Consider the following 26,384-nt stretch of genomic DNA (forward strand, 5'->3'; position numbering starts at 1 on the left):
CCGTCCGGGGGTGGCCGCCGCCCCCCCCCCCCCCGGCGCCCCCCCGCCCCGCCCCGCGCCGGCCCCCCCCCCCCCCCGGGGGGGGGGGGCCGGCGCCCCCCCCCCCCCCCCCCACCGCCCTCGAACCGCATCGAACGCTAACGGCGTACGCCGCTCATCGCGCGCCCACCCGGCTGGCCACACCCCGCCCCGCGGCGGCGGGCCGACCGGCCGGACCCCGCGAACCCGCGGGCGCCGACCTGCCCTGCTGGGCCGGCAGACCGTTCTGCACGTCCATCACCGCATGGGCCACCATTCCGCCCAGCGGGTCGTACCTGATCAGATCCCGCAGCCGGGAGCGTGAGGACCGCCCCTCGTTGCCCGGGTACAGGTGCTTGCCCAGACCCACCGCGTGCGCCAGCGCCGCCAGTGCCGCCGTCCGCGGGTCCGGCGGAACGCCGGTGCGGATCGCGGTGTCCAGCCGCTGCTTGATCGCCGCGTTGGTGCAGTCGTCCGACGCCTGGTAACGGGTCGTCGGCAGCACACCGCACACCTGACCCGGCACCGCCGTCACCATGCCGCACCGCTCCAGGTGCGCCAGGTACGTCTGCCTCAGGCCCAGACGCGGCCCGCCGATCCAGTGCGCGGCGCGCACCGGACTGCCACGCCTGCGCAACAGTTCCAACGCATGGTCCAACGTCGGGTCACCGGTCGGCCGTGGCACCACCACGGCGATCCGGTCCCCGTCCGGGACTATCCTTCCGGCCAGGGACAGCTCGACAAGCTGCGCCCCGGCAAGTCCGAGGTCGAGGGTCTGCGGCTGCGCGGTGGTACCCGTGGCCGGGTCCAGTGCGAGCAGCAACAGCTCCTCGGGAATAGTTCTGCGGCTCCTGCCCATCCAAGCCTCCCCGCGTGGATGAATGACAGGGTGACGCCTCTCACACAGCCTTGTCGAGTACGCCTCCGAATCGTGACCTTGCTCGGGCAGGCTGGAACCACCGTTCGACGCCCCCGCGTCTGATCCGGCAGAGGGCTTCACCGGCAGGAAAAACCGCCGGTGGGGCGGGGTGCGGCAGGCCATCGCGGCCACGGTGCCGGAGACTGTACAGGTACCCGGGCGGGTCGAGAACCCGCCCGAAAAAAACCAGCTTGTGTGATCGGACCGGCAACCGCCGGGGCGGACGAGGAGGAGTGGGTTACGTGGGCGAGTCCCCGCAGAGCGAGCCGCGCGACGACAGGACGCGGCCGGCCGAGGCCGAGGAGCGAGCTCCTCGCGAGGGCGGCTCCACTGTGCACCTCCGCGCCCGCGAGACCGACGCCGCGAGCAAGTCCGAGCCCGGCACCGACCTCGACCTGCCCGAAGCCGGCGCCGCGCTCACCGTCGAGGCTCCGGCCGTACGACTCGGGCGGGTGACTGCTGCTGAGCCGAAGGAGGCGGAGGCGGGGGAGGAGAAGGAAGAGGAGACCGCTTCCGAGGAGGAGGGCGAGGCCGAGGCCGAAGTCGCTTCCGAGGACGAGGTTGAGGCCGAAGCTGATGACGCTTCCGAGGGCGAGGAGTCCGTTCCGGTCGGGCCCGAGCCGACGATGACGTTGCGTATGGCGAAGGTTGAGGAGCCGGAGGTTCCCGAGGAGGAGTCGGCTCCGGTCGGGTCCGAGCTCACCATGACGCTGCGCATGGAGAAGGCGGCGGAGCCGGAGACCGAGGACGAGGAGTCCGTTCCGGTCGGGCCCGAGCCGACGATGACGCTGCGTATGGCGAAGGTCGAGGAGCCGAAGGTCGAGGAGGAGGCTCCCGAGGAGGAGTCCGCTCCGGCCGGGCCCGAGCTCACCATGACGCTGCGCATCGGGAAGGCCGAGGAGCCGGAGGGCGACACTCCGGCGAAGCCCGACCCGACCATGAACCTGCGGGCGGAGAAGGACAGTCCCGAGCGGACCGTCATGCTGCGGCTGCCCAAGGACGAGACCGCCGCCCCCAAGCCGGCTCCGGCCCCGAAGCCCGCGCCCGCGCCGAAGCCCGCGCCCGCCCCGAAGGTCGCGCCCGTTGCCGCCCCCGCGCCGGTGCCGGTCGCGCCTGCGCCCGTCGCGCCCGTCGTGGTCGCCGAGCCCGTTCCGGCCGGGCCGGAGAGCACCGTCGAGGCGCTGGAGGTGCTGAAGGCACTGAGCGCCCGGCCGGTGAGCCCGTTGCGGCGGGCGATGAAGCGGGTGCTGATCTGGGGCGTCTTCCTGGCCGTGGTGCTGGGTGTGCTGTCGGCCGCGCAGCTGTTGCGTCCGCTGCCCGCGCCGAAGGCGAAGCTCGGGCTGGCGGACTCGTTCACGTTCCAGGGCGAGCAGCTGAACATCCCGTGGCCGACCACGGGGCAGGCCGCCGCCGAGGTGATCGGGGTGGGCGATCTCGGCGCGTCCGGCGAGGAGAAGGCGGTGCCGATCGCGTCCGTCACCAAGGTGATGAACGCGTACCTGATCCTGCAGGCGCACCCGTTGAAGAAGGGCCAGACCGGCCCGATGCTCACGGTCGACAAGCAGGCCGCGGCGGAGTCGACGAACGGCGACGAGTCGCGGGTGTCCCTGACCGAGGGTCAGCAGCTCAGCCAGTACGAGGCGCTGGAGATGCTGATGCTGCCGTCCGCGAACAACGTGGCGCGGCTGCTGGCTCGTTGGGACTCCGGCAGCGAGGAGGCGTTCGTCAAGAAGATGAACGACACCGCCAAGCAGCTCGGCATGACCAACACCACGTACGCCGACCCGGCCGGGTACAGCAACGACACCAAGTCGACCGCCAAGGACCAGCTGAAGCTGGCCGAGGTGGTGATCAAGGACGAGGTCTTCCGGCAGGTCATCGCCGAGCCCGACACCAAGTTCAACAACCAGCGGATCTACAACACCAACAAGCTGCTCGGGAAGAACGGCATGATCGGCGGCAAGACCGGTTCGTCCTCCCCCGCGCAGTCCTGCTTCATGTGGGCGGCGGTCAAGGAGGTCGGCGGCGTCAAGCGGACCCTGGTCGGCGTCACCCTCGGCCAGCCGGTGACCCCCGGGTACGACATCGTGACCGCGGCCCAGCCGGTCAGCCAGAAGATCAACGTGGCCGCGCAGTCCGTGCTGACCGGGCAGACCCTGGCCAAGCAGGGTGACGTGGTCGGTTACGTCGACGACGGCATCGGCGGCAAGGTCCCGGTGGTCGCCGCCAAGGACCTGACGGTGGCGGGCTGGTCCGGCATCACCGCGCACCTGACGCTCACCCCGATCGGCAAGATCGCCCACACCCTGTCGGCCGGCACCCAGGTCGGCACGCTGTCGGCGGGCGACGGCGCCGACCGGACCGAGATCCCGGTCACCCTCCAGAAGGACCTGGCCCCGCCGTCCATCACCTCCCGGCTGACGCGCCTCGGCTGAGCGCGCAAGGCCTCCGCAAAGGCCTCCGCGGGCCGGCGATACGTGCTGTCGCCGGCCCGCGGAGGCCTTTTTCGTGGGCGAGGTCAGTGCTTCCGGGTGAGCCGGGCCACCCGGTCGGAGACGCCCCAGGCGGTGACCCGCCAGAGGGCCTCCGCCACGATGCTGCGGCTCATCTTCGACGCGCCGTGCTCACGCTCCACGAAGGTGATCGGCACCTCGGCGACCTTGAACCCGGCCTTGACGGCCCGCCAGGCCAGGTCGACCTGGAAGCAGTAGCCCTGCGAGGCGACCTGGTCCATCCCGAGACCCAGCAGGGTCTCCTTGCGGAACGCCCGGTAGCCGCCGGTGACGTCGCGGATCGGCACGTTCAGCATCAACCGGGAGTACGTCGAGCCGCCCTTCGACAGCAGCAGCCGCGACTTCGGCCAGTTCACCACCGCACCGCCCGGCACCCAGCGCGAGCCCAGCACCAGGTCCGCGCTGTGCAGCGCGGTGAGAAGCCGCGGCAGCTCCTCCGGCTGGTGCGAACCGTCCGCGTCCATCTCGACCAGGACGTCGTACCCGTTCTCGATCCCCCACCGGAACCCGGCCAGGTAGGCCGCACCGAGGCCCTCCTTGCCCTGCCGGTGCAGCACCTGCACCTGCTCGTCGCCCGCCGCCAGCCCGTCCGCGAGCTTGCCCGTCCCGTCCGGGCTGTTGTCGTCGGCGACGAGCACGTGGGCCTCCGGCACGGCGGTCCGGACCCGGGAGACGATCCGTTCGACGTTCTCCGCCTCGTTGTAGGTCGGAATGATCACCAGGATCCGGCCGAGGCCACCGAACGGAGTCTGAGGCTCAGAAGAGGAGGTCACGGGTCGGCGCCTTCCGGGGGAGGTCGAATCTGACACAAGAACGAACAAATCCACCGTAAGCCCACACCGCGCACCCGTCCCCCGCCATCGGCAGCGGCGGCAAACGGCGGGCCATGGGGTGGGGGCGATCCGCTACGCTGTGGGGGACGCATGGCCCGCCTCAGTAGCTCAGGGGATAGAGCACGGCTCTCCTAAAGCCGGTGTCGCAGGTTCGATTCCTGTCTGGGGCACGAGCGTGACCGCAGGCCACAGGCCCTCCACCCCTCGGGGCGGGGGGCCTGCGACGTCCCGGTACACATTCAGTACACATGCCAGGGTGGGACTGTCCGCGACGGCGAGAGGGACTTGGCGGCGGCGTTGGTGATGACGGCGGCGGCCGGGGCGAGGGCAGCGGTGATCCGGTCGTCGGGGTCGGTCGTCAGGGTGTCCGGGCCGCCGACGCCGGAGTCGGCGGCGATGGCTGCCAGTTGGCGGCGCTGCTCGGCAGGGAGGCCGTCTGCGAGGCGGTGGCGTTCGAGGTCGCGGGCGCTGTAGCCCTCGGGTTCGGCGAGCGTCTGGGCGACGGCGGTGATGTAGACGCGGGCGGCGTGCGGGAGTTGGCCGGCGGCGGTGGCGAGGTCGGCGACCGTCAGGGCGAGCCGGGTGTCGAACACCGCGCTGCCCTCCCGCGGGGTGACGGCGGCGTGGGTACGGAGCAGGGCCTCGGTCTGCTCGGCGGCCGGGTCGCCGTCGAGCAGCGTGCACGCGGTGGTCAGAGCGGCGGCGACGGCGTGTTCCCATGGCTCTTCGGCGGCGGTGTCGCGGGCCAGAGCGCGGGCCAGTGCGGTGCGGCCTTCGAGGGCCATGGCGACGGCGGCGACTTGGCGGGCCTCGAAGAGGCGGTCGCCGAGGGCGGTGGACTGCTTGAGGTGGAGGTGGGCGTCGGCCCAGCGCCCGGCGCGCACCAGGGCGCCGCACGCCGGGCCCAGGTCACACGGGGAGAGGGGTGCGGTCAGACGTTGCCGCTGCCCGAGGCGCAGGCGCTGCCGCCGCAGGTGCTGCCGCAGTTGTCGTCGGTGTCGCGCAGCAGCGCGGCCACCGGGTCGGCGCCCTCGACGATGGTCACGTCGAGGTCGAAGTCGCCCGCGGCGACGGCGCCGGTGAGGGAAGTGGTCATGGTGCTTCCTCCGTGGAGTCGGTGGTGCAGGACCTGACCGCGGGTTACGGCCAGGAGATCGTGAGCCGGACGTGGGTCTTGTCGATGACCAGCCCGTCCGGGAGCCGGTCGTCGGGCGTGCCCGCCGGGTGGGCGGTGAAGATCGGGCCGTCGCCAGCGCGGTGCTCGCGTTCCCACCTCCGCACCTGGTCGGTGATCAGTCCAGCCAGGAATCCGGCCTCGGGGCCGAAGCCGTGCGCGCCGAACTCGTACGTCGCTGGTTCCTCGCTGATCTTGCGCAGCGCGAGGTAGGCAAGGCTGCCGCCGTCCACGATCACCGGGCATGCCATGCGGTTCGCCGGAGCGACCGTCCCGGTGTCCAGCTTCGGGTCGACGGACAGCAGGCCGAATCCGGGCAGCACGCTGGCCAGCCACAGGTACAGGGAGTCGAAGGGCTCCTGGTTTCCGACCGTCACCCGGGTCCACCACTCCGCGCGGCGCGTCTCCAGCACGCCTCCCAGACGGCTGGTGTCCGGGCGCTCCAACTCATCGAAGCGCAGTCCGATCTCCTTGGTGCCGCGCGGCAGCACCAGGAACTCGTCGTGCGCATCGGAGCCCTGCATCTTGACGAAGCCGCAGACCTCGGCGGACACGCTCACCAGCCGCTCGCCCTCCCGGCGGAAGGTGATCGAGCGGGTCAGCCCGCGCATCCGCAGCGGCACGGTGATCGTGCCGCCCTCGGCGAGAGCGCCGGTCCACGCCGGCGGCAGGTCCCACGCCCCGACCGTGACGATGATTCGGTCGAACGGGCCGCCCTCCACCGGCTCGGAGCCATCCGCCAGGACCACCCGCACCCGCTCGTACTCAGCCTCGGCGAGGTACTTCTCCGCGCGCTCGGTGACGAACGGGTCGATGTCGACCGTCACCACCTCGCCTTTCGGGCCGACGAGTTCGGCCAGCAGCGCCGCGTTGTAGCCGCCCGAGCCGATCTCCAGCGCTCGCATCCCCGGCTGCACGTCCGCCTGCTCCAGCATCTGCGCCTGGATCCGCGCGGCCGACACCGAACTGAGCGCGAGCCCGTACTCGTCCCGCTTGGTCACCAGCGCCCGCTCGGGCTCGTAGGCCTCCGCGATCGGCACCTCGGGCGCGAACAAGTGCCGGGGCACGGCCAGCAGGGCGTCCGCCACCCGGTCCGTACGGATCGTGCCGCCGGAGCGCAGCGCCTCAACCATGGCCGTGCGCAGCTGTTCGGGAGAGGACTGGCCGGTCGTTTCCGTCGTGGCGGTCATCGCAACTCCTAATTCGTCGGCCGCGGCGAGCGCGGCGCTTCTGTACCAGGGACGCCGGGCGTCCCTACTCCAGGCCGGTCCGCCGTCGGCGGGCGGCCCGCCAGATCGTGTGCCGTGTCAGACGGCCACGGTGGGTCGCAGTCGGCCCGGCAGGCGGGGCTCCGCCCCGGTGCTGGCCCCTGCCGAGAACACGTAGACCGTCTTGTCCACGAGCAGCGTCAACGCGAAGACCTCGACATGCTGAGTGCACGCTTCGCCAACGTCCACCAGCGTGCCGTCACGCCGCCACCCCGAACGGTCCCTGGGGGTGCACCTCGGCCCACACGACCTTGTCCCCTCCCGATCTCTCCACGCCCATGTCCGCCGACAGGCCCCGCACCAGAAGAAGGCCCCGGCCCCTCTCCTCGGACGGATGGAGGTCCGTCGGCGGCAGCAGGTCCGGTCGCCCGTCCAGCACCTCGATCCGGCAGCGGTCCTCGACCCGTCGCAGACGCACCAGCACGTCCTTGCCGGGCACCGATGCGTGCAGCACCACGTTGGTGACCAGCTCGGACACGATCACCACGAGGTCGTCCACCGCCGGGGTGGCAGCCGTCCAGCTGTGCTCCTCAAGAACCCCCCTCACCCAATGCCGAGCGAGCCCTGCGGACTGCAGCTCAGCCACGAACTCCCTCTGCGACACGGAGAAGCAGCTGTTCGCGGGAGTGCGCGGGAGACCACCGTCCTGGGCGGTGCTCTGTGGTTTGTCGGCGAGCATGGGGACTCTCCTTGAGGTGCCGGAACCGGTAGGCCATGCCTTCGCGCCGATCACCGGTGGCACTCCGTAGGCGTGGTACTTCCGCTGTCTGACAGTTAGTCAACTCCCATGCTGGATGGGAGGGGAGTGAAAAACAGCCACCCTCCCGTGTTGCCGAGAGGGAAATTTTGGCGCCCCCTTTACCCTTCGCCATGCGCGCAAAGTATCCGCCGCGCTACTTTGAGCGCATGGGGGACAACGCCGAACTACGCGCTCTCATGGCCGATCGAGGCATCACCCGGCCCGATCTCGCCCGCCTGGTCAACCAAGAGCTCGTGGCACTCGGATGCCCTGGCACCGTGACGGTCAGGACTGTGGCCAACTGGCTGTCCGGCAAGAGCCGGTGGCCTCAAGGCAGAATCCGAGTTGCTCTCACCCGTGCCCTCGACCGCACACCCGAGCAGCTCGGCTTCATCCCGCCCCTTGGCGCTGAAGCGCGCCAAGCACCATCGGAGGACCCCGTGCTCCGCCGCAACTTCCTCGCCGCCTCCGCCGCTCTCCCGATCGCGGCCTCCGCCCCTCCGCGCCTCGTCGGCCACTCCGACGTCGACCGGCTCCGCGTCAGCCTCGACACTCTGACCGCCCTGGACGATCACCGCGGAGGACACGGCTCCCTCGAATCGGCCTCACTGGCCGGTGCCGAGCAGGCTCTGCACCTGCAGCGAAGCGCCGTCGGCCAGTCGGTCCGCAAGCGCCTGTACGGACTCGCAGCGGAGTACACGGCAACCGCGGCCTTCTCCGCCATCGACTCCCGGTCCTTCGGCCACGCCGAGCAACTCCTTGATCGGACTCTGCGCCTGGCCGGGCTCGCCGGCGACCCCGTGACGACCTTCCGCGCCTTCAACCTCCTGGCCATGATCGGCTACCAGCGGAACAACCCGGCCAACTCCCTGGCCGCCGCACAGGCCGCACAGTCCACCCAGGCCACCCGCCGAGACCCGTTCCTCGCCTCCCTCGCGCACGCCCGATCCGCCATCGCGCTCTCCGCCGCCGGCGACCGGCAAGCCGCGGTCCGCGCCCTCGGCCACGCGAACGACTCCCTCCACCGGGCCGACGACCGCCCCCGCCCGTCATGGATCACCTTCTACGGGCCGGCCGAACTCGCCGCCCTGAGCGCCGTCGTCCACCAGCAACTCGGCGACAACCCCGAGTCCGAACGGTCCTCGCACCACGCCATCGCGGGCATCCCGCCCCAGTTCCGCCGCAACCGCAGCCTGGCCACCGCCCGGCTCGCCCTCGCACAGCTCGGGCAGGACGACCTCGACCAGGCGTGCACGACCGCCTCTCAGGTCTACGCCTTGATGGGCACCGACCCGCTTCCCCCGCGGCTGCGCAGCCTTCTCGGTGACTTCCACCGGGGGCTGATCACCCTGGCGCCGGACGCGGCGGTTACGCGAGAGTGGACCGACCGCGTACGCGCCCAGGGAGAGAAGCAGTGACGATAGCCCTCCGCCACTTCCGCGCCGGAGCACTGCCGGACGACCATCGGCAGACCCTCATCGCCGTTCACAGCGACGCCTACCAGGACCAGGCCGACGACCCATTCGTCCAGCGCTTCCCGTGGTTCGCCCAGCACTGGACCAACCTGCCCGGCTACAGCTGCGTGATGGCCTTCGACGGCGCCGAGCCCGTCGGCTTCTCCTACGGCGCCCCGACGGAACCCGGCCGCGAGTGGTGGCGTCAGCATCTGGTTCCGGAGCCTGCCGAGACATCGACGTTCGCTGTCTCCGAAGTCATGGTGCGCCCCGCTTGGCGGAAGCAGGGGATCGCGGAACAGACGCACGAAGCTCTGCTGACGAATCGCCCGGAGGCCCTGGCCGTGCTCTACGTCGATGTGACGCACCCCCGCGTACAGGCCATGTACGAGCAGTGGAAGTACGAGAAGGTCGGCGAGCACCGACCCTTCGAGGACGCCCCGCTCTATGCCGTCATGGTGCGTTCTCTGCGCTGACGGGCACCTCGTCAGCCGGTACATCCGGCCTCAGCCCGGAGTCTTTGCAGGTCAAGGCGGGTGCGGCCTGCATCGTTGCAGGTCAGGGCGCTGTCTTGGAAGATTTCTTAAAGCCGGTGTCGCAGGTCCGATTCCTGTCTGGGGCACAGCAGATCCACAGGTCGCAGGCCCTCCGCCCGTTTTGGGTGGGGGGCCTGTGGCGTTTTCCGGGGCTTGTGCGCGGATCGGTCCAAATGGGCCTCGAATACGGCCTGTTTGAGGCTCTTGTCGAGCGGAATGCGACTGTTTCAGGCGGGAGGGTGATCGGTTGCCGATCACGTCGATCCGCGGTTGCGCGCTGTGCTACGTTCCGTGCTCGAACCGACAAATAGGTGACCCCGGCGGTGCTACCAACACCCCGGGGTACGGCACCAGGAGCAACACCTCCCAATGCGAGTCCATCGTAGCGCGCACGCGCGCAACTTCACCGTGCTGCCCAACGACATGTTGCAGTTCCGGATGCTGTCCTACACGGCCAAGGGCCTCCTCGTGGACCTGCTGTCCCGGCCCGACGGCTGGCGCGAGGACAGCCGGCAGATGGCCGACACCAGCCCGCAGGGGCGCGGCGCGATCCGCAAAGCCCTGAAGGAGCTGACCGCCGCCGGCTTCTACCGGGTCGAGAAGATCCAGCTGCCCAACGGCACGATCATCAGCGAGGCCCACGTCTACGACACCCCGCAGCTCGCGTGGCAGCCGAGTGTCACCCGTCCGGAACCCGGTGAGGCGAATACCGGCGGCGCTGACACCCTTCTAAAGAACCGGGACCAAGAACCCACCCTCCCGGCCGCGGCGACAGCCGTCGAAGCGACAGCCGTGGAAGCGGCGGCCGAGCCGCCCGGGGAAACCCCGCTGGTGCCGGACGAACAGATCCGCGCGGCGGTCGCCATGCTGTACCGGGTCATCCGGCCCGAACCACGCCTGCGCCTCGGCGAATCCGAAGCTCGCGCCCTCGCCCCGCTGGTTGCCCAGTGGCTGGACCGCGGCGCCACGTACGCCGACCTCGCTTATGCCCTGCTGCCCGGACTCCCCGTCCCGCTGCACTCCCCAATCGGCGTGCTCCGCAATCGACTTGAACGCAAACTCCCCCCGCTCCAGCCCGCAGCCCCCTCAGTCGCCCGCCGCCCCGAGTGCACCAAGTGCAACGACCCCGTCCCCGAACCGGGCATCTGCCGCCCCTGCGCAGGCCTCGCCACCCGCCGCGCCCCGGCCGTCGGCGGTGGCGCGGGAGTCACCCGCGCAGGCGCCGCGCGGGTACGGGAGGCGGTGCGGGCGGCGAGGGACGCGTTGCAGCTCGGCGCGAACGGGGTGACCGTCGGCTGAGGCGGCGGGCAGGCCGCGCAGCCGTCGGACTGTCCCGCTTCCTCTCCTCGATGCGCTCTTGCCGCCCGTCCTGGCCGTGCAGGCGTACTTGGACGAGGCCCTGAAGTCAGGCGGGACCGGGAGTCACGGCTGAGCCGGCCCGGGTTCGGTTCGGTGGGGGCGGGTGACTGCTCGTCGGCGGAGAATTCTCCGGCCCTGGCGTAAGAACCGGCGCGGTGCCGGACACAGACAGGACGGAGGCCGAGGACAGGGGGAGCGGTGGGTGTGACCGAGGAGTTCGGCGCGCTGTTCAACGAGCACCATACGGCGGTGCTGCGCTACGTCCGGCGGCGGGCGGGTGTTGACAGCGCGGACGATCTGGCGGCCGAGGTGTTCGTCGTCGCGTGGCGGCGCTGGGCGGAGGTGCCGGCCGACCCGCTGCCGTGGCTGTACGGGGTTGCGCGGAACGTGGTGGCCAATCACCTTCGTGGGCGGGGCCGGGCCGAGCGGCTGGCCGCGCGGTGGAAGGCCGAGCCCCTGCCGCCCGCGCCCGACGTCGCCGAGGAGGTGGCCGCTCGGGACGGGGCGCATGCCGCGTGGGCGCGTCTGGGGGAGCGGGATCGCGAAGTGCTGGCGCTGATCGCCTGGGAGTGCCTCGGTGTCCGGCAGGCGGCCAGGTCTCTCGGCTGTAACCCGGCAACGTTCTCGGTGCAGTTGCTGCGGGCCCGGCGCCGGCTTCGCGCGGCACTCAATGAGTCCGTGTCACCCGACTTCGACTCCGCGAGGCCGACCGTCCTGGAGGTGAACCGTGCGAACGGTTGACAGCGTGAAAGCCCTGCTCGCCGACAGCGATCCTGCCGCCGACCTGGTGGGGAACCCAGCTCGACGGCAGCGGGACCTGGAGAAGATCGTCCTGGCCGACTGGACGGACGCCGCCGTGCCCCGGCCCGCCGTCCCGGTTCTGCGGCGCAAGCGGCTGCTCGTCCCGCTCGGGGCGCTGGCGGCGGGCGCCGCGGCCGCACTCGTCTTCGGGCTCTTGCCGGGCGGCACCGCCAGCACCGCCCATGCCGTCACTCCGCCGCTGCTGAGCTACCAGGCGCCGGCGACGACAACTCCCGCACCCCAGCTGCTCGAAGAGATCGCGCAGCGGACGGCAGCGCTGTCCGAGCCGGATGGCCCGGACGCCGTCCTGGAGTGGAAGGAGTGGAGCCTGGTCACCCGGATCGACGGCAACAGGGTGTCCTCCCGGGTGATGGCCGAGGACCGCAAGGTCGTGATTCATGCCGACGGTTCCGGCACCCTGACCCGAGCCTTCGAAGGGGAGAAAGGAAAGACCGAGCCCCACGAACGGGGGCTCTTTCCCGATCCCGTCCCGGCGGACCCGGATGCCCTGCGAGCCGTGCTCCGCCGGTCCACTCCCGGTGTCGACGACCCCGCCGGCGCGGCCGAGGCGCTCCGCGGACTACTCCGCGCTCAGGCGTTGAGCCCGGGGCAGCGTGCGGCGGTGCTCCGGCTGATCGCCGCACTGCCCGGCCTGCGCCACGACGGGACGGTGGTCGATCGGGCAGGCCGGCCGGGCGAGGCGGTCTCCGCGGAATCGGCCCGCAGCGGCCTGCCGTCGCGGTACACGTTCATCATCGACCCGGCCACCGGCAGGATCCTCGGCGACGAGGACATGCTGACCGAGTCGGCCGGCGCGCTGAATGTCCCGGTGCCGTCGGTGATCAGCTACACCTCCTACCTGGTCGCGTACCGGCGCTGACGCGGCTCCCACAGGCCACTGGCCCTCCGTCCCGAACGAGGCGGAGGGCCAGTGGGGGATCACTGCTGCGGGGCGAGGCGCTGGGCCAGGGTGGTGATGGTGGTGGCGGAGTGTTGTTGGAGGGAGCCGCCGTAGGTGACGCGGGAGGCGCCGAGGGTGCCGAGGTGGGTGGGGGTGGTGGTGTCGAGGTGGCAGAGGGCGTTGAGGGGAGCGGGGATGGCGGCGGCGAGGGCGGGGAGGGCGGATTCGGGGGCGAGGATGGGGTAGATGACGTCGGCGCCCGCGTCGATGTAGAGGGCGGCGCGGGCGGCGGCGGATTCGACCTCGTGGTCGCCGAACAGGAAGGTGTCGACCCGGGCGTTCAGGACCAGGCGGTCGCCGGCGGCGGAGCGGACCTCGGCGAGCCAACTGGCGTGCTGGGAGGGGTCCTTGAGTTGGCGGGTGGCGGCGGTGGAGTCCTCCAGGTTGCAGCCGATCACCCCGGCCTCCAGCAGGCGTTCGACGATCTCGGCGGGGGCGAGGCCGTAGCCGGCCTCGATGTCGGCGGTGACGGGGACGTCGACCGAGCGGGTGATCCGCTTGAGCGCGGCGAACATCTCGTCGGCGGGGGTGTCCTCGCCGTCCCGGTAGCCGAGTGCGGCGGCGACGGCCGAGCTGGAGGTGGCCAGCGCGGTGAAGCCGGCGTCCGCGAACGCCCGTGCGCTGATGGCGTCCCAGACGTTGGGGAGGACCAGCGGGTCCGCGGGCTCGGTGCGGGTGTGCAGGGCCAGGAACTCCCCGGCGGTCATGGTGGCGGTCATCGGGCGGTCTCCTTCTGCTGGTGGGTACGAAAGGCTGCGGGTCAGTCGAAGCTGAGCGATCCGGTGCGGGTGCGCTTCAGTTCGAAGAAGTCCGGGAAGTTGGCGAGGGCCCGGGCGCCGTCGAAGATGGCGGCGGCCTGCTCGCCGCGGGGGATCGAGTTCAGGACCGGCCCGAAGAAGGCCACCCCGTCGATGTGGATGGTGGGGGTGCCGACGTCCTCGCCGACCGGGTCCATGCCCTCGTGGTGGCTCTTGCGCAGGGCCTCGTCCCACCGGTCGGTCTCGGCGGCGGCGAGCAGTTCAATGGGCAGGCCGAGCTCGGCGAGGGCCTGGCCGGCGACGACCGCGAAGTCCTTGGTGCCCTGGTTGTGGATGCGGGTGCCCAGGGCCGTGTACAGGGGTGCGAGCACCTCCTCGCCGTGCTGTGCCGCGGCGGCGGTGCAGATCCGGGTGAGGGAGAGCGAGTTGTCCACCAACTCGCGGTACCAGTCCGGGAGTTCGCGGTTCTCGTTCAGCACGTACAGGCTCATCACGCGGAACCTGAGGTCCAGGTCGCGGAGCTGCTGGACCTCGAGGATCCAGCGGGAGGTGATCCAGGCGAAGGGGCAGGCCGGGTCGAAGTAGAAGTCGACCTTCGCGGTGGGGGTGGTGCTGGGCTTCAACGCGGTGCCTCCGGTCTCGGCTGCGGCGGAGGCTTGTCCTGCGCCGGCAGGCGGTGGGGTGCTCAACCAGCGAAGCGTATGCCGGGGGGAGTTGACTCATCATCACGTTTTGCGGGTGTCATCGGTGGTGCGGGCACGGTCGGATGGTGCGGATGGTGCCCGGGCCACCGGATGGGGAGTGCCGGAGGGGTGTTCCACCGGGTCGTGCGGCGGGTGGCGGTGGCCGGACCACCATCGGGTGCGGCAGGCCGGTGCGCCGGACACCTACGCGCAGGCGCTTCGGGTGCCTAGCGTTCGATGAGACACGTACCAGTCATCCGTCCGGTCGAGGGGGTTCCATGAGCGGTCTCGCCCTGCACGTGCGGGATGCCCTGAGCGGGGGCGACGCGCCGATTGCCGGCACCGTCGGCGCGCCGGCTGCCGGCACCGTCGGCCGGGCCCTGCTCGACGAGTTGGGCCCGGTCCTGTTCGCGTCCCTGCGCCGCAGCGACCAGCGGGACAAGGGTGCGCAGTACGTGCGCGGCCTGATCGACGCCCGCGGCCGCAAGACGATCCGCAACATCGCGGCGGTGGTCGGCGGCGCCGGGGCCGAGCAGAGCCTGCACCACTTCGTCGCGGGCTCCACCTGGGACTGGGTGCCCGTCCGGCAGGCGCTCGCCCAGTACCTGGCCCGGGTCGCGCCGCCGCAGGCGTACGTGGTGCGCCCGATGGTGGTCCCCCGGGCCGGGCAGCACCTGGTCGGAGTGGACCGGCGGTTCGTGCCCGCCCTCGGCCAGGTGTGCAACGTCCAGCAGGCGGTGGGGGTTTGGGCCGCATCCGGGGATCTGACCTGCCCGGTCAACTGGCGGCTGCACCTGCCGCAGGCCTGGTTGGACAACGAGCCCCGGCGCAGCCGGGCGCTGATCCCGGACGGGGTGGACGCCGAGACCCTCGGCGACTGCGCGCTGGAGGCGGTGCTCGGCCTGCCGGGCCGCTGGGGTCTGCCGGTGCGGCCGGTGGTGCTGGACGCCCGGGACGCGGACGGGCTGCGGACCGTCCGCCGGCTGCGGGCCGCCCGGATGCCGGTGCTGGCGAGAATCGACGGGGGCCTCCCGCTCGTCCCGGCCGAGGCCGCGGCGTCCGTTCCGGGAGCCGGGCGGGTGTCTGCGGATCGGCTGGTTACCGCCGTGCGGGAGAACTGGCGTCCGGTGGTGTGGTCGGGCCACAGCGGTGGGACGCGGGCCGTCCCGGTCTGGTCGCTGCGGGTCCGGGTGCCCGCCTGGGCCGGGCGGCTGGTGCTCGGGCCGCCCGGCGAGGACCTGCTGCTGCTGGCCTTCGGCGGGCCGGCGCGGGGCCGGCCGGTCGAGCTGTGGCTCACCGACCTGGTGGACCTGCCGCCGGCCGCGCTGTTCCGGCTGACCCGGCTGACGCACCGGGTGGAGCGGGACTTCGAGCGGATCTCCGACCGGGTCGGCATCCGCGACTTCGCGGGCCGCTCGTTCGACGGCTGGCACCGGCACATCACGCTGGCCTCGGCCGCGCACGCGGTCACCGCGCTGGCGGCAGGGGCCGTGGTGGGGCCCTGCCCGCGGCAACGGGCGGGGTGACGCGGTGTCAGGAACCGTTGTCCGGGGCCTCGTCGGCGGCGCGGTCGAGCAGCAGCCGGCGGATCCGGGAGAGCTTCAGGGCGAGCTGGATCTCGAACGCGCGGTCGGGCTTCTGCCAGTTCGGGCCGAGCAGTTCGGAGATCCGCTCCAGCCGCCGGGCCACCGTGTTGGTGTGCACGTGCAGCCGTTGCGCGGCGTAGGTCGGGCTGTTGCCGGTCTCGAAGTAGGCGTACAGCGTGCGGGCGAGCTCGGTGAAGCGCTGCTGGTCGTAGTCGAGGACCGGGCCGATGGTCGAGTCGATGAAGCCCTCGACGTCGTGGTTGTCGGCCAACAGGACGCCGAGGAAGCCGAGTTCGCGGGCCGAGGCGGCCTTGCCGACCGCGCCGAGCGAGGTCATCGCGTCCAGGCAGCGCAGGGCCTCCTGGTAGCCGTGGAACACCGAGGTCGGGTCGGTCACCGGGCCGGCCGCGCTGACCGTCACCGGATTGCCGAGCAGCGGGGCGAGTTCCTCCAGGACGGAGCGGGCGGCCGTCCCCGGGTCGGTGCCGGGCAGCAGCAGTACCGCGCGGCCGTTGTGCACCCGTTTCAGGCCGCTCATCCGGTGCGCGTACAGGTTGGCCCAGGTCGCGGCCTTGCCCTGGGCCTCGCACTCCGGCCGGGCGATCACCAGGACGTGCGGGGTGGACAGGTCGATGCCCAACCTCCGGGCGCGCAGGGCGAGTTGCTGCGGCGGCCGCTGCGGGCTGGCGAGAAGTTCGTCCAGCAGTTCGTCGCGGACGTGGCCTACGGCGGTCGCGGCCCGGCTGCTGTCCAGCAGCAGCGGCACGGCCACCGCCTGGGCAACCAGTCGGCAGATCTGCTCGGCGTACTCGCCGCGGTCGGACGACGGCCGGACCACCAGGGTGCCCAGGTTGGAGGCACCGGCGGTCACCGGTGCGGCCCACAGCCCGTCCGGCAGCCGGACCGGGTGGCGGGCCGCGTGGGTGTCCATCGCGGTGGCGGTCGCCGTGGTCTCGGACAGTTCCGGCAGCTCGCCGGTGAAGCTCAGCACGGTGCCGTCGGTCGCGTACAGCCGCAGTTCCAGGCCGAGTTGACGGCCGGCCTCGCGGATCAGGGCGTGCACGTCGCCGCCGGAGAGGGCCAGTTCCAGCAGCTCCTGGTGCACCTCGGTGATCCTGCGGGTCTGCTGGAGGCCGGCCTCGGTGCGCAGGCTCTGCAGCTCCAGGGCGGAGACGGCGGCGGTGGACTGGCCGAGCAGCCGGGCCTTCTCGATCGCGACGCCGCCCAGGTCGCCGAGCGAGGTCATCAGCGCGATCTCGTCGATGGTGAAGTAGCGGACGTTGCGGTCCGCCACGTACAGCACGCCGAACGGGGTGGTGCGGTGGCTCAACGGCACGCCCATGATGGCGTGCAGGCCCTCGGCGCGAACCACCTCGTCCAGCTCCGGGTGGTGCTCGATCCGCTCGTCGGCGAGGTAGTCGGGCGTCCAGAACGGCCCGGGGTTGGCGAGCACGTTGCTGCCCAGGCCGGAGTCGTCCGGCAGCCGCAGGCCGACGCTGAGCATCGAGGTGTGGCCGTCGGACGTCCGGACGTAGATGTAGCCCTCCTCGTCGTCCGGGAAGCTGATGTACGACATGTCGACGTTGAGCAGCAGCCGGGCCCGACGGGTGATCACCTTCAGCAGGCCGTCCAGGTCGTACGGCATCGCCAGGTCGCGGGCGGTGTCCACCAGGGCGGCCAGGCCGGCCTCGCGCTGCTGGCGGCGTCTCGACTGCGCGTGGATGCTCAGCCCGAGCTGTCTGAGACGGCGGATCGACTCCAGGTCCTGCGCCGACTCGCAGCCGCGGAACGCCTCTTCGACCAGGGTGTCGAGTTGGGCGATCGGCGCCTCGGCGGCGAGCAGTTCGAGAACGCTTAGGGCCACGGATTCCGCCGGCCGATGCGCCATGACAGTCCCTCCCCCGGACCCCCTGAAGCCGACCAGACTACGGTAAGGCCTCGGCCACGGACCGTATGCGGAACCGAACAACCCGTCAAGATTTGGTCAAGTCCTGTGGTCCGGCCACCGGTGCCCGGACCACCGTTCCCCGAGGCGCGGTGTGTTGCCTCCTCACCTTCCGGCGGAGCGCCGCCGTGCGTTTGGGTTGCCCCAACGGAACGCAGGCGGCGACAGCCGGTGAGCCAGGGGGGCTTTGATGCAGGACGTCATGGACTACAGACGGTCGCTGGAGCGCAGCAGTCTTTCCCGCAAGCGCCGGGAGGGCGCGTCGACCTTCACGATGCAGGGCCGCGAATGGGACTTACTGCCAGGGGTGTTCGCGCCGGCCGACTCCCCGTCCACCGCGACCGCCCTCGGCCTGCTCGGGCTGGCCGGGCCCGCGGCCGCCGCCCGCGGCTCGCTGCTGGAGATCGGCTGCGGGACCGGCCTGATCGCGGTGAGCGGCGCGGTGGCCGGCTGCGAGCGGGTGGTCGCCTCCGACATCAACCCGGCCGCGGTGGAGAACGCGCAGCTGAACGCGGGCCGGCACGGCGTCGCGCACAAGGTCCGCACCGTGCACAGCGACCTGTTCGACGGGCTGGACCCGGACGAGCGCTTCGACACCGTGTTCTGGAGCTCCAACTACGTGATGGCGCCTGAGAGTTACCGCTACCAGCACATGCACGAACGGGCCTACGTGGACGCCGGCTACGCCGCGCACCGCCGCTTCCTGGCCGAGGCGTGGCGGCGGACCACCCCGAACGGCTCGGTGCTGCTGCACTTCTCCACCCGCGGCGATCTGATGGCGCTGATGGGGATCGCGTACGAGTGCGGCCGGGCGCTGCGGATCCTGCGGACCGTCCCGGTGCAGGAGGGCGAGCACCTGGTGCAGCACATGCTGCTGGAGGTGGTCGAGCGGCGGCGGTCCGGCGGGCGGGCCGACGCGGTGCCCGCGCAGGCCGGCCGGCGCGGCTGAACGGGGGAGGGCATCCGATGCGAACGCTGCTGGTCGACAATCACGATTCCTTCACCTACAACCTCTTCCACTACCTCGCCGAGGTCAACGGCGAGGAGCCCGAGGTGGTCCTCAACGACGACCCCGGCTGGCGCCCCGGCCACCTGGCGGGCTTCGACCAGGTGGTTCTCTCGCCCGGGCCCGGCGACCCGCGCCGCGCCGCCGACTTCGGCATCTGCCGGGAGATCCTGCTCGGCGGCGACCTGCCCACGCTCGGGGTGTGCCTCGGCCACCAGGGCATGGCGGCGCTGCACGGCGGCCGGGTCTCCCGGGTCGAACCGGTCCACGGGCGGGTGTCCGCGGTGGAGCACGACGGCTCGGAGCTGTTCGCCGGACTGCCCTCGCCGTTCGACGTGGTGCGCTACCACTCGCTGGCGGTGGACCGGCTCGCACCCGGACTGGAGGCCACCGCGTGGACCGCGGACGGCGTGCTGATGGGCCTGCGGCACCGCGAACGGCCCTACTGGGGGCTCCAGTTCCACCCCGAGTCGATCGGCGGCCGGTACGGGCACCGGCTGCTGGAGAACTTCCGCGACCTCACCGAACGGCACCACCGGCAGGCCGGCCGGACGCTCCGGCCGGCGCGCCGCACACAGCCCGCCGAAGCCCCGGCCCCGGGAACGGCAGTGCGCCGGTACACGGTGCTCAGCCGGGCCCTGCCCACCGGCTGGGACGACGAGGTCGCCTACGACCGGCTGTTCCGCGCCGGGGTGAACCCGTTCTGGCTGGACAGCAGCCGGCCCGACGCGGAACTCGGACGGTTCTCGATCATGGGCGACTCCGCCGGGCCGCTCGGCCGGACCGTCACCGCCGACGCCTGGCGGCGCACCGTCCGCGTCACCGGCCCGGCCGGTGAGCGGACCACCGACGGCGCCCTGCTCGACTGGCTGGACCGCGACCTGCGCGGAACGAGCACCCAACTGCCCGACCTGCCCTGCGACTTCGCGCTCGGCTGGGTCGGCTGGCTCGGGTACGAGCTGAAGGCCGAGTGCGGCGGCGACCGCGCCCACCGATCCGAACTCCCGGACGCCGCGCTGGTGTTCGCCACCCGCGCGGCGGTGCTCGACCACGCCACCGGCACCACCCACCTGCTCGCACTCGCCGAAGAAGGCCAACAGGCCGACGCCACCGCCTGGTTGGACACCGCGGCCGGACAGCTGGCCGACGCGGCGGGAGCCCTGCCACGCCCGGCCGAACGGCCCGCGGCGCTCGGCCGGATCCGGGCCCGGCACGGCCACCGCCGCTACCTCGACCTGATCGGCGAGTGCCACCGCCAGATCGCCGCCGGCGAGACCTACGAGGTCTGCCTGACCAACATGCTGGAGACCGGCGGCACCCTGGACCCCTGGGAGGGCTACCGCCACCTGCGACGGGTCAGCCCGGCGCCGTTCGCCGCGCTGCTCCGCTTCGACGGGGTGTCCGTGCTCAGCAGCTCACCCGAACGCTTCCTGCGGATCGACCGGGAACGGCGCGCCGAGTCCCGGCCGATCAAGGGCACCCGGCCGCGCGGCGCCACCCCGGAGGAGGACCGGACGCTCGCCGAGGACCTGCGGACCAGCGAGAAGGACCGGGCCGAGAACCTGATGATCGTCGACCTGGTCCGCAACGACCTCGGCCGCTGCGCCGAGGTGGGCAGCGTCGAGGCGGACGAGGTGTTCCGGGTGGAGACCTACGCCCGGGCGCACCAGCTGGTCTCCACCGTCCGGGCCACCCTGCGCGCCGACCGCAGCGCGGTGGACTGCGTGCGCGCGGCCTTCCCGCCCGGCTCGATGACCGGCGCACCCAAACAGCGCACCATGCAGATCATCGACCGGCTGGAGGCCGGCCCGCGCGGGGTGTACTCCGGCGCGATCGGCTACTTCTCGCTGAACGGCGCGGCCGACCTGAGCGTGGTCATCCGCACCGCCGTGCTCACCGGGGGACGGGTCCGGTACGGCGTCGGCGGGGCGGTCATCGCCCTGTCGGACGCCGAGGCGGAGTGGCAGGAGACGGCGGTCAAGGCCGCGCCGCTGGTCGCGCTGACCGGCGCCGAGTTCCCGCTCACCGACCGTCCCGAGGTGCGCCGGCCTTCCCGCCCAGCCGGGCCTCCATCGCGGCATGCAGCCGCATCCAGGAGTCGACCAGTCCGGTGATGTTCTCCGACTCCAGCCGCCGCACCACCGCCCGGTACGGGATGCCGAGCCGGCCCAGCCGGTCGTGCACGGTCAGGGCCGCCTCGTGCTGGCCCATCAGGGTGTCGCCGCGCAGGCGCAGCGCCCGGGCCGCCTCGTCCAGCAGCGGCCGGGTCATCGCGTGCACGGTGCCCCAGGAGACCAGCCCCTCGACGTACCAGGAGCGGGCGGCGGCGGTGTCGGCGAGTTCGGCGGTGGACCAGAGCAGCCGCTGCGGGCGGGCGCCGTGGGCGCGCAGGGCCCGCCAGCGGGCGCTGCCCAGCTGCTCCTCGTACACCTGGTAGAGCAGCCGGGCGGTGGCGACGGCGCCGGTGCCGCGCAGTTCCAGTGCGGGGCCGGTGCCGATCGCGGTGAGCCGGCGGTCGATCTCCCGGTCCACCGGGCCGACCGGCAGCGACGCCACCGAGGCGATCCGGGACACCGTCCGGCCGGCGCGCAGCGCCCGCTCCAGGCCGCCGAACCAGGCGTCCACCACCTCCCGGTAGCGCTGGACCGAGAACACCCCGGTCGCGTGCACGCCGATGCCGAGGGCCACGCAGTCGCGCAGGGCGGTCAGGCCCTCCGGGGTGGCCGGGATCTTCACCAGCAGGTTGGGCCGGTCCACCGCGCGGACCAGTTCGATCGCCTCGGCAGTGGTGGCGGCGGGATTGTGGGCCATCCGCGGGTCCATGTCGGCGGAGACCAGGCCGTCGTAGCCCTGGGTGGCGCGGAACACCGGCAGCAGTTCGTCGGCTGCCATCCGCAGGTCCTGCACGGAGATCGCCCAGACCGCGCCCTCCACCGACACGCCGTGCTCGGCGAGCCGGGCCAACTGCTGGGCGTAGGACGGTTCGTCGGCCAGCCGGGCGGCCAGCAGGGCGGGATTGGAGGTGGCGCCGCGCAGTCCGGCGGGTTCGGTCAGCCGGGCCGGCCGGTCCGGTCCGAACAGGCCCCGGTGGAATCCGTCCAGCCAGGGTGAGACGCCTTCGGCGACCAGGGGGCGCAGGTCTCCGCGGTGCGTCGGGGCGACCGGGGCTTCCTTCACCTGGATCACTGCTCCTCGGTTCTGCGTCGATCCGAAACCGGCGCCGGGGCACGAGGATAGGCAGTCGATTCGTGCCCGGAAAACTCGTGGTCCGCGTCAATGTCAGGTCGAAGGGTCGTATGGGATCGGTCAATTGGGGCCGGGCCGCCGGAACCCCGCCGTCCGGTCGTGCGGGCTCCATGACGGCGGAGCCCGTACGACCGGTCGGTCACCGCCAGCTGACGGGGTTGCGGTAGGAGACCAGCCGCTCCGGGCGCAGCCAGCGCGCCCGGGGGCGGTGGCTGCCGTGGGCGAAGCGCGGGGCGGCCGGGGGACGGGCGGCCAGGGCGGCCAGGACGGCGGTCAGGACGGCGAGTTCCTCCGGCCCGGGGTTGCCGCGGACGATCCGGAAGGCCGGGTGGTCCGCCGCGGGCGTCACCGCTCAGCCTTTCCGCGGCGTCTCGGCGCCGAGCTGGGCGTACATGTCCAGCAGGTCGTCGGAGAGCCAGTACTCGGCGATCCGGCCCTGCGCGTCGAGGCGCACGATGTCCGCGCCGCGCAGCGTTATCCCGGTGCCGGGGGGTGCAGTGGCCGTGGCCGGGCGGCCGCCGGTCCAGACGCCGCGGTACTCCCAGCGGGCCATCAGGTAATCGCCGCAGGAGAACGGGCCGAGGGTGGTGCGGATCCGGGCGTCCTCCCGGAACGAACCGCGGAACAGCGCGATCCAGTTCACGAAGTCCTCCGGGGTGCGGATGCTCGCGGCGGGCGGCATGCCGACCTCGGGCAGGTGGAGCGTCAGCTCCGGCGCGAGGATCCGCCGGCCGATCTCCCGGTCGCCGTTCCACAGGTCCATCCAGCGCGACCAAAGGACGGCGCGGCTCGCCTCCGCCGGCTCGGAACGCGGGTCGAGTGCCAGGTCAGTCATCAGGGCCTCCCGTTCGGCGTCCGCCGGCCGGGCGGTCGGCGGTCGGTGAGGACAGAGCGGAACCGGGCGGCGGCGGATACAGCGGCGGGCCGTACCCGGCGCGGCCGGGCGGGGCTCTGTCAGGACGAGCCCACGCCGTCCGAGCCGAGGAGACCCGATGCGTTTCACCGAGCTGACCGTCCGCGCCGCGCGGACCTGGCTGCCGCCCCGCCGGAGCGCCGCCGACGCGGTGCTGGCCGGCGAGGTGGACGCCGCCGTCGCCGAGGCCTCCGGGGCGGTCGAAGTACCGGTGTCCGCGGACGCGTCCGGCCCCGAACTCGCCGTCCGGGCCGGTCAATCGGCCCTGGCGGCGGCCGGGCTGCCGGCCGGACGGCTGGACCTGCTGGTGCACGGCTGGATCTATCACCAGGGCCACGACTTCTGGTCCCCCGCGCACTACGTCGCCGACCGGCTGGGCGCCGGGCAGGCCGTCCCGTTCGGCGTCCAGCAGATGTGCCACGCCGGGGCGATGGCCCTGCACACCGCCGCCGGACTGCTGGAGGCCGACCCGGCGCTGAACACCGCACTGGTCACCACCGGGGACCGCTTCACCCGGCCCGGCTTCGACCGCTGGCGCAGCGACTACGACGCGGTCTTCGGGGACGCCGGCACCGCCGTCGTGCTCGGCCGCGGCGGCCCCGGACTGCGGCTGGTCGCCAGCCGGGTGGTCGCCGCCCCCGAACTCGAGTCGATGTACCGCGGCGAGGACGCGTTCTCGCCCGCCCCGCTCACCCACCGCGCCCCGATCGACGCCCGCCGCACCAAGAAGGAGTTCCTGGCCGCCGGCGGCATGGAACTGCTCCGCAAGGCCGCCCCGCCGAAGGTCCGCGAAGCCCTGACCGGCGCACTGGAGGACGCCGGACTCGCCGCCCGCGACCCGCGGATCCGCGCCGTGCTGCTCTCCCGGCTCGGCCCCAAGACCATCGACCTGCTCTACCGGCCGGTGATGACCGAACTGCTCGACGCCGAACTCGTCCACCTCGGCGCGCGCACCGGCCACCTCGGCGGCGGCGACGCCCTCGCCAACCTCGCCGACCTGGACCGGCTGGAGCTGCTGGCCCCCGGCGAGCTGGCGCTCTGCTTCGCCGGCGGCGGCGGCTTCACCTGGTCCTGCATGGTCGTCGAACGCCCCGCCCGCTGACCGTCCGGAACTTTCCCCGCGTCAGGTGTATCCGCGGCCCCGGCACCCCGCTCTGTCCTGGTGAGCCCGGGGGAGCAGCACCCCCGGCCACCGGACGGGCGACACAGGAGGACAAGCGATGTCCGTGCTGGACGAGGCGACGACGGGAACCGTCCCGCTGACGCCGCAAGAGGCCGAGCGGATCTGGAACGGCTGGCTGCGCATGTGGAACGAGGACCCGTCCCACGCGCGCACGATCATCGCCCCGACGTACCGGCTCCACCTGCCGACCGTCGGCGCGACCATCGACCCCGCGGACATCACCGACCCGGCCGCCATGGAGAACTGGGTCCGCGGCTTCGCCGGAAAGTTCGGCGAGCTGACCTACCGCACCGATGTCGGCCCGGTGGTCGACGGCGATCTGCTGGTCGTCCGCTGGTACGGCACCGCGATCTGCAAGGGCCTGACCGGCTGGCCCCGCGACGTCGCCGGCCGCCCGATCCGCTGGGTCGGCGTGGACATCCTGCGGGTCGCCGACGGCGTGATCACCGAGGCCTGGACGCAGGGCGCCGAGACCACCGAGGGCGCCGGGCCGGCTGTTCGGGAAAGCAGCGCCGCGTGAGCGCCGACACCCGCGAGAGCGGCATCGAACTGTTCCGGCAGTGGACCGGGATGTGGAACGGCGAGCTGACGATCGCCGACCGCATCCTCGCCCCCGCCCTGCGCGTCCGGTTCGGCAACGCGCTGCCCACCGTCGACAGCGACGCCTTCGGCACCCCCGAGGACATCAAGGGCTTCGTCAAGCTGTTCCGCGACTCCCACACCGACCTGCGCTACTTCGTCGAGGGCACCCCCGTGGTCGAACTGGCCTCCCCGGGCGGCCCCGGCACCCACCAGGTGGTCAGCCGCTGGTACAGCGCCTACCGCGGCCCGGGCGGCAAGCCCGTCGCCAACAGCGGCATCGACCAACTGGCCTTCCGCGACGGCCTGATCACCGAAGTCTGGTCGGTCACCGGAAACCGCACGTTCGCCACCGTCGGCGCTGTCGGCGCCCTCAACGGCTGATCCCGCACCCACGCTCCCGAGAGGATCCACGCTCATGGCCCAGTCGGTGGAGGAACTCCCCACGACAAAGGTGGCGGCGCCCGTCGCGCCGCCCGAAGACCGGTCGGTGGCCCGCCGCCGGATGCTCACCTTCCTGGTGCTGTGCGCCGGGTTCGTGATGACCCAGCTCGACATGATGATCGTCAACGTGGCCTTCCCGGCCCTGGAACACGAGTTCCGCGGCTCCACCGTGGCCGGCCTGTCCTGGACGCTGAACGCCTACACCATCGTCTTCGCCGCCCTGCTGGTGCCGGCCGGACGGCTCTCCGACCGCTCCAGCCGCAAGGGCGGCTTCCTGATCGGCCTCGGCCTGTTCACCGTCGCCTCCGCGCTGTGCGCGATCGCCCAGAACGTGCCGGAGCTGGTCGCCGCCCGCGTTCTGCAGGCGGCCGGCGCAGCGGCCATGGTGCCCACCGCGCTCGGCCTGCTGCTGGCCGCCTACCCGGCGGAGAAGCGCGGCGGCGCGATCCGCGCCTGGACCGCCGTCGGCGGCATCGCCGCGGCCATCGCCCCCATCCTCGGCGGCTCGCTGGTGAACCTGGACTGGCGCTGGATCTTCCTGGTGAACCTGCCGTTCGGCATCGCCGCGCTGCTCGTCGGCCGCCGCGTGCTGCCCGCCAACCAGGAGCCCGCCACCGGCCCGGTGCCGGACCTGTTCGGCGCGGTCTTCCTGATCCTCGGCATCGCCTCGCTGGCCCTCGGCCTGGTCAAGGCCCCCGAGTGGGGCTGGGGTTCGGTGAACTTCGTCGGCGCGATCGCCGTCGCGGTGGCGTCCTTCGCCGCCTTCTTCGTCCGCTCCGCCCGCCACGCGCACCCGGTGCTGCCGCTCGGCCTGCTGAGGCTCCGCTCGTTCAGCATCGCCAACGTGCTGGCGCTGACCTTCAACATCGCGTTCGCCGCGATGCTGTTCTCCTTCATGCTGTGGGCCGAGACGGTCTGGGGCTACTCCGCCCTGAAGACCGGCCTGGCGCTGGCCCCCGGCACCTTCCTGATGCCGCCGCTGGCCTTCTCGGTCGGCAAGCTGGTCAAGCGCTTCGGGGTCACCGCGGTGATCACCACCGGCTGCGTGCTGCTGACCGGCGCGCTCGCCTGGTGGGCGGCGCTGGCCGCGGCCGACGCCTCGTACTGGTCGATGCTGCTGCCCGGCGCGGTGCTCGCCCCGGTCGGCACCATCCTGGTGATCACCGCGCTGGTCGGCGTGGTCACCCGGGACCTGCCGGCGCCGTCCTACGCGACCGGATCGGCCGTCAACATGATGGTCCGGCAGATCGGCCTGACCGTCGGTGTGTCGGTGTTCATCGCGGCCTTCGGCACCCCGCACGGCGTCGCCGAGACGGTCAAGGCGTTCCAGCACGGCTGGGTGGTCACCGCGGCGCTCGCCGGGGCCGCGGCCCTGGTCGCCCTGCTGCTGGCCGCCCTGCCCAAGGAGACCGCCGCGGCCAAGGGCTGAACCGACCGCTCCCGCCACCTCCGCAGAGCCGCCGCGC

At 72.5% G+C, this 26,384-nt stretch carries 25 protein-coding genes and 1 tRNA gene; 14 read left to right on the forward strand and 12 right to left on the reverse strand.

All coding sequences use genetic code 11. The annotated features are described in order from the left end of the window. Positions 1–154: 154 nt before the first annotated feature. On the reverse strand, positions 155–877 hold the full coding sequence (locus tag ACIHEI_RS00985) for a GPP34 family phosphoprotein (RefSeq protein ID WP_380479496.1): 723 nt from the start codon (positions 875–877) through the stop codon (positions 155–157). Positions 878–1,179: 302 nt separating this feature from the next. On the opposite strand from ACIHEI_RS00985, the gene ACIHEI_RS00990 reads away from it, so the two are divergent. Beyond that, positions 1,180–3,372 carry a serine hydrolase gene (locus ACIHEI_RS00990; RefSeq protein ID WP_396605172.1) on the forward strand — a complete coding sequence of 731 codons (2,193 nt, stop codon included), beginning with the start codon at positions 1,180–1,182 and terminating at the stop codon, positions 3,370–3,372. 83 nt (positions 3,373–3,455) lie between these two features. Here the strand turns inward: ACIHEI_RS00990 and ACIHEI_RS00995 are convergent, their stop codons facing one another. After that, on the reverse strand, positions 3,456–4,223 hold the full coding sequence (locus ACIHEI_RS00995) for a polyprenol monophosphomannose synthase (protein ID WP_396605173.1): 768 nt from the start codon (positions 4,221–4,223) through the stop codon (positions 3,456–3,458). A gap of 157 nt (positions 4,224–4,380) precedes the next feature. Here ACIHEI_RS00995 and ACIHEI_RS01000 point away from each other — a divergent pair. Next, positions 4,381–4,453, forward strand: a tRNA-Arg gene (locus tag ACIHEI_RS01000). 69 nt (positions 4,454–4,522) lie between these two features. On the opposite strand, the gene ACIHEI_RS01005 is transcribed toward ACIHEI_RS01000, so the two are convergent. The 4 genes from ACIHEI_RS01005 to ACIHEI_RS01020 all read right to left on the reverse strand — a co-directional run bounded on the left by ACIHEI_RS01005 (position 4,523) and on the right by ACIHEI_RS01020 (position 7,404). Then, positions 4,523–5,167, reverse strand: coding sequence for a hypothetical protein (locus ACIHEI_RS01005; RefSeq protein ID WP_396605174.1), 645 nt, complete (start codon positions 5,165–5,167; stop codon positions 4,523–4,525). Between the two features lie 47 nt (positions 5,168–5,214). Further along, positions 5,215–5,379: an FxLD family lanthipeptide gene (fxlA, locus tag ACIHEI_RS01010; protein ID WP_387638363.1), complete on the reverse strand. Its 165-nt coding sequence runs from the start codon at positions 5,377–5,379 to the stop codon at positions 5,215–5,217. Between the two features lie 44 nt (positions 5,380–5,423). Next, a complete protein-coding gene (fxlM, locus tag ACIHEI_RS01015) occupies positions 5,424–6,647 on the reverse strand; it encodes a methyltransferase, FxLD system (protein ID WP_396605175.1) in 1,224 nt (407 codons plus the stop codon). Positions 6,648–6,924: 277 nt separating this feature from the next. Next, entirely contained in the window at positions 6,925–7,404 is a 480-nt protein-coding gene (locus ACIHEI_RS01020; protein ID WP_396605176.1) for an ATP-binding protein, read from the reverse strand. A 500-nt stretch (positions 7,405–7,904) separates the two neighbouring features. Between ACIHEI_RS01020 and ACIHEI_RS01025 the strand changes: the two genes are divergently transcribed. From ACIHEI_RS01025 to ACIHEI_RS01045, 5 genes are all read left to right on the forward strand, one after another. Continuing rightward, complete coding sequence (locus tag ACIHEI_RS01025; RefSeq protein WP_396605177.1) at positions 7,905–8,882, forward strand: hypothetical protein; 978 nt, start codon at positions 7,905–7,907, stop codon at positions 8,880–8,882. Then, the gene (locus ACIHEI_RS01030; RefSeq protein WP_396605178.1) at positions 8,879–9,394 is read left to right on the forward strand and encodes a GNAT family N-acetyltransferase; all 516 of its coding nucleotides are present in this window, start codon (positions 8,879–8,881) and stop codon (positions 9,392–9,394) included. Before ACIHEI_RS01025 ends, ACIHEI_RS01030 begins: the two co-directional genes overlap by 4 nt. Positions 9,395–9,823: 429 nt before the next feature. Beyond that, the gene (locus ACIHEI_RS01035) at positions 9,824–10,753 is read left to right on the forward strand and encodes a hypothetical protein (protein ID WP_396605179.1); all 930 of its coding nucleotides are present in this window, start codon (positions 9,824–9,826) and stop codon (positions 10,751–10,753) included. A gap of 264 nt (positions 10,754–11,017) precedes the next feature. After that, complete coding sequence (locus ACIHEI_RS01040) at positions 11,018–11,554, forward strand: RNA polymerase sigma factor (protein ID WP_396605180.1); 537 nt, start codon at positions 11,018–11,020, stop codon at positions 11,552–11,554. Beyond that, positions 11,541–12,494, forward strand: coding sequence for a CU044_5270 family protein (locus ACIHEI_RS01045; protein WP_396605181.1), 954 nt, complete (start codon positions 11,541–11,543; stop codon positions 12,492–12,494). The genes ACIHEI_RS01040 and ACIHEI_RS01045 overlap by 14 nt, the downstream gene beginning before the upstream one ends. Positions 12,495–12,553: 59 nt before the next feature. Here ACIHEI_RS01045 and ACIHEI_RS01050 read toward each other — a convergent pair whose 3' ends face one another. After that, positions 12,554–13,294: an isocitrate lyase/phosphoenolpyruvate mutase family protein gene (locus ACIHEI_RS01050; protein ID WP_396605182.1), complete on the reverse strand. Its 741-nt coding sequence runs from the start codon at positions 13,292–13,294 to the stop codon at positions 12,554–12,556. 41 nt (positions 13,295–13,335) lie between these two features. After that, a complete protein-coding gene (locus ACIHEI_RS01055) occupies positions 13,336–13,956 on the reverse strand; it encodes a DsbA family protein (RefSeq protein WP_396605485.1) in 621 nt (206 codons plus the stop codon). Between the two features lie 338 nt (positions 13,957–14,294). On the opposite strand from ACIHEI_RS01055, the gene ACIHEI_RS01060 reads away from it, so the two are divergent. Further along, positions 14,295–15,542, forward strand: a complete 1,248-nt coding sequence (locus tag ACIHEI_RS01060; protein WP_396605183.1) for an IS701 family transposase — start codon at positions 14,295–14,297, stop codon at positions 15,540–15,542. A 7-nt stretch (positions 15,543–15,549) separates the two neighbouring features. Here the strand turns inward: ACIHEI_RS01060 and ACIHEI_RS01065 are convergent, their stop codons facing one another. Then, positions 15,550–17,466 (reverse strand): helix-turn-helix domain-containing protein, encoded by a 1,917-nt coding sequence (locus ACIHEI_RS01065; protein WP_396605184.1) that lies wholly within the window; start codon positions 17,464–17,466, stop codon positions 15,550–15,552. 283 nt (positions 17,467–17,749) lie between these two features. Between ACIHEI_RS01065 and ACIHEI_RS01070 the strand changes: the two genes are divergently transcribed. Further along, positions 17,750–18,496: a methyltransferase domain-containing protein gene (locus tag ACIHEI_RS01070; RefSeq protein ID WP_396605185.1), complete on the forward strand. Its 747-nt coding sequence runs from the start codon at positions 17,750–17,752 to the stop codon at positions 18,494–18,496. A 17-nt stretch (positions 18,497–18,513) separates the two neighbouring features. Continuing rightward, a complete protein-coding gene (gene pabB / locus ACIHEI_RS01075) occupies positions 18,514–20,667 on the forward strand; it encodes an aminodeoxychorismate synthase component I (RefSeq protein WP_396605186.1) in 2,154 nt (717 codons plus the stop codon). On the opposite strand, the gene ACIHEI_RS01080 is transcribed toward pabB, so the two are convergent. The 3 genes from ACIHEI_RS01080 to ACIHEI_RS01090 form a co-directional block, all read right to left on the reverse strand. Then, complete coding sequence (locus ACIHEI_RS01080; RefSeq protein WP_396605187.1) at positions 20,576–21,739, reverse strand: transaldolase family protein; 1,164 nt, start codon at positions 21,737–21,739, stop codon at positions 20,576–20,578. The two genes, pabB and ACIHEI_RS01080, sit on opposite strands and share 92 nt — an antisense overlap. 199 nt (positions 21,740–21,938) lie before the next feature. Next, a complete protein-coding gene (locus tag ACIHEI_RS01085; protein WP_387638326.1) occupies positions 21,939–22,148 on the reverse strand; it encodes an acyl-CoA carboxylase epsilon subunit in 210 nt (69 codons plus the stop codon). A gap of 3 nt (positions 22,149–22,151) precedes the next feature. Beyond that, positions 22,152–22,634, reverse strand: coding sequence for an ester cyclase (locus ACIHEI_RS01090; protein ID WP_387865161.1), 483 nt, complete (start codon positions 22,632–22,634; stop codon positions 22,152–22,154). Between the two features lie 157 nt (positions 22,635–22,791). Between ACIHEI_RS01090 and ACIHEI_RS01095 the strand changes: the two genes are divergently transcribed. From ACIHEI_RS01095 to ACIHEI_RS01110, 4 genes are all read left to right on the forward strand, one after another. Continuing rightward, the gene (locus ACIHEI_RS01095; RefSeq protein ID WP_387865163.1) at positions 22,792–23,814 is read left to right on the forward strand and encodes a ketoacyl-ACP synthase III family protein; all 1,023 of its coding nucleotides are present in this window, start codon (positions 22,792–22,794) and stop codon (positions 23,812–23,814) included. A 118-nt stretch (positions 23,815–23,932) separates the two neighbouring features. Next, a complete protein-coding gene (locus ACIHEI_RS01100; RefSeq protein WP_392952381.1) occupies positions 23,933–24,415 on the forward strand; it encodes a nuclear transport factor 2 family protein in 483 nt (160 codons plus the stop codon). Further along, positions 24,412–24,858, forward strand: coding sequence for a hypothetical protein (locus ACIHEI_RS01105; RefSeq protein WP_396605188.1), 447 nt, complete (start codon positions 24,412–24,414; stop codon positions 24,856–24,858). The genes ACIHEI_RS01100 and ACIHEI_RS01105 overlap by 4 nt, the downstream gene beginning before the upstream one ends. Positions 24,859–24,892: 34 nt before the next feature. Continuing rightward, the gene (locus tag ACIHEI_RS01110) at positions 24,893–26,347 is read left to right on the forward strand and encodes an MFS transporter (RefSeq protein ID WP_396605189.1); all 1,455 of its coding nucleotides are present in this window, start codon (positions 24,893–24,895) and stop codon (positions 26,345–26,347) included. Positions 26,348–26,384 lie beyond the last annotated feature (37 nt).

Origin of the sequence: Kitasatospora sp. NPDC051984 (assembly GCF_044593455.1) — a bacterium.
Classification (GTDB): domain Bacteria; phylum Actinomycetota; class Actinomycetes; order Streptomycetales; family Streptomycetaceae; genus Kitasatospora.

What these genes read in the sequence shown, in the direction of transcription:
- ACIHEI_RS00985 (WP_380479496.1), bottom strand. Translation starts at nt 877, where the DNA reads ATGGGCAGGAGCCGCAGAACTATTCCCGAGGAGCTGTTGCTGCTCGCA.
- fxlA (WP_387638363.1), bottom strand. Translation starts at nt 5,379, where the DNA reads ATGACCACTTCCCTCACCGGCGCCGTCGCCGCGGGCGACTTCGACCTC.
- fxlM (WP_396605175.1), bottom strand. Translation starts at nt 6,647, where the DNA reads ATGACCGCCACGACGGAAACGACCGGCCAGTCCTCTCCCGAACAGCTG.
- ACIHEI_RS01020 (WP_396605176.1), bottom strand. Translation starts at nt 7,404, where the DNA reads ATGCTCGCCGACAAACCACAGAGCACCGCCCAGGACGGTGGTCTCCCG.
- ACIHEI_RS01035 (WP_396605179.1), top strand. Translation starts at nt 9,824, where the DNA reads ATGCGAGTCCATCGTAGCGCGCACGCGCGCAACTTCACCGTGCTGCCC.
- ACIHEI_RS01050 (WP_396605182.1), bottom strand. Translation starts at nt 13,294, where the DNA reads ATGACCGCCACCATGACCGCCGGGGAGTTCCTGGCCCTGCACACCCGC.
- ACIHEI_RS01060 (WP_396605183.1), top strand. Translation starts at nt 14,295, where the DNA reads ATGAGCGGTCTCGCCCTGCACGTGCGGGATGCCCTGAGCGGGGGCGAC.
- ACIHEI_RS01070 (WP_396605185.1), top strand. Translation starts at nt 17,750, where the DNA reads ATGGACTACAGACGGTCGCTGGAGCGCAGCAGTCTTTCCCGCAAGCGC.
- pabB (WP_396605186.1), top strand. Translation starts at nt 18,514, where the DNA reads ATGCGAACGCTGCTGGTCGACAATCACGATTCCTTCACCTACAACCTC.
- ACIHEI_RS01090 (WP_387865161.1), bottom strand. Translation starts at nt 22,634, where the DNA reads ATGACTGACCTGGCACTCGACCCGCGTTCCGAGCCGGCGGAGGCGAGC.
- ACIHEI_RS01095 (WP_387865163.1), top strand. Translation starts at nt 22,792, where the DNA reads ATGCGTTTCACCGAGCTGACCGTCCGCGCCGCGCGGACCTGGCTGCCG.
- ACIHEI_RS01100 (WP_392952381.1), top strand. Translation starts at nt 23,933, where the DNA reads ATGTCCGTGCTGGACGAGGCGACGACGGGAACCGTCCCGCTGACGCCG.
- ACIHEI_RS01110 (WP_396605189.1), top strand. Translation starts at nt 24,893, where the DNA reads ATGGCCCAGTCGGTGGAGGAACTCCCCACGACAAAGGTGGCGGCGCCC.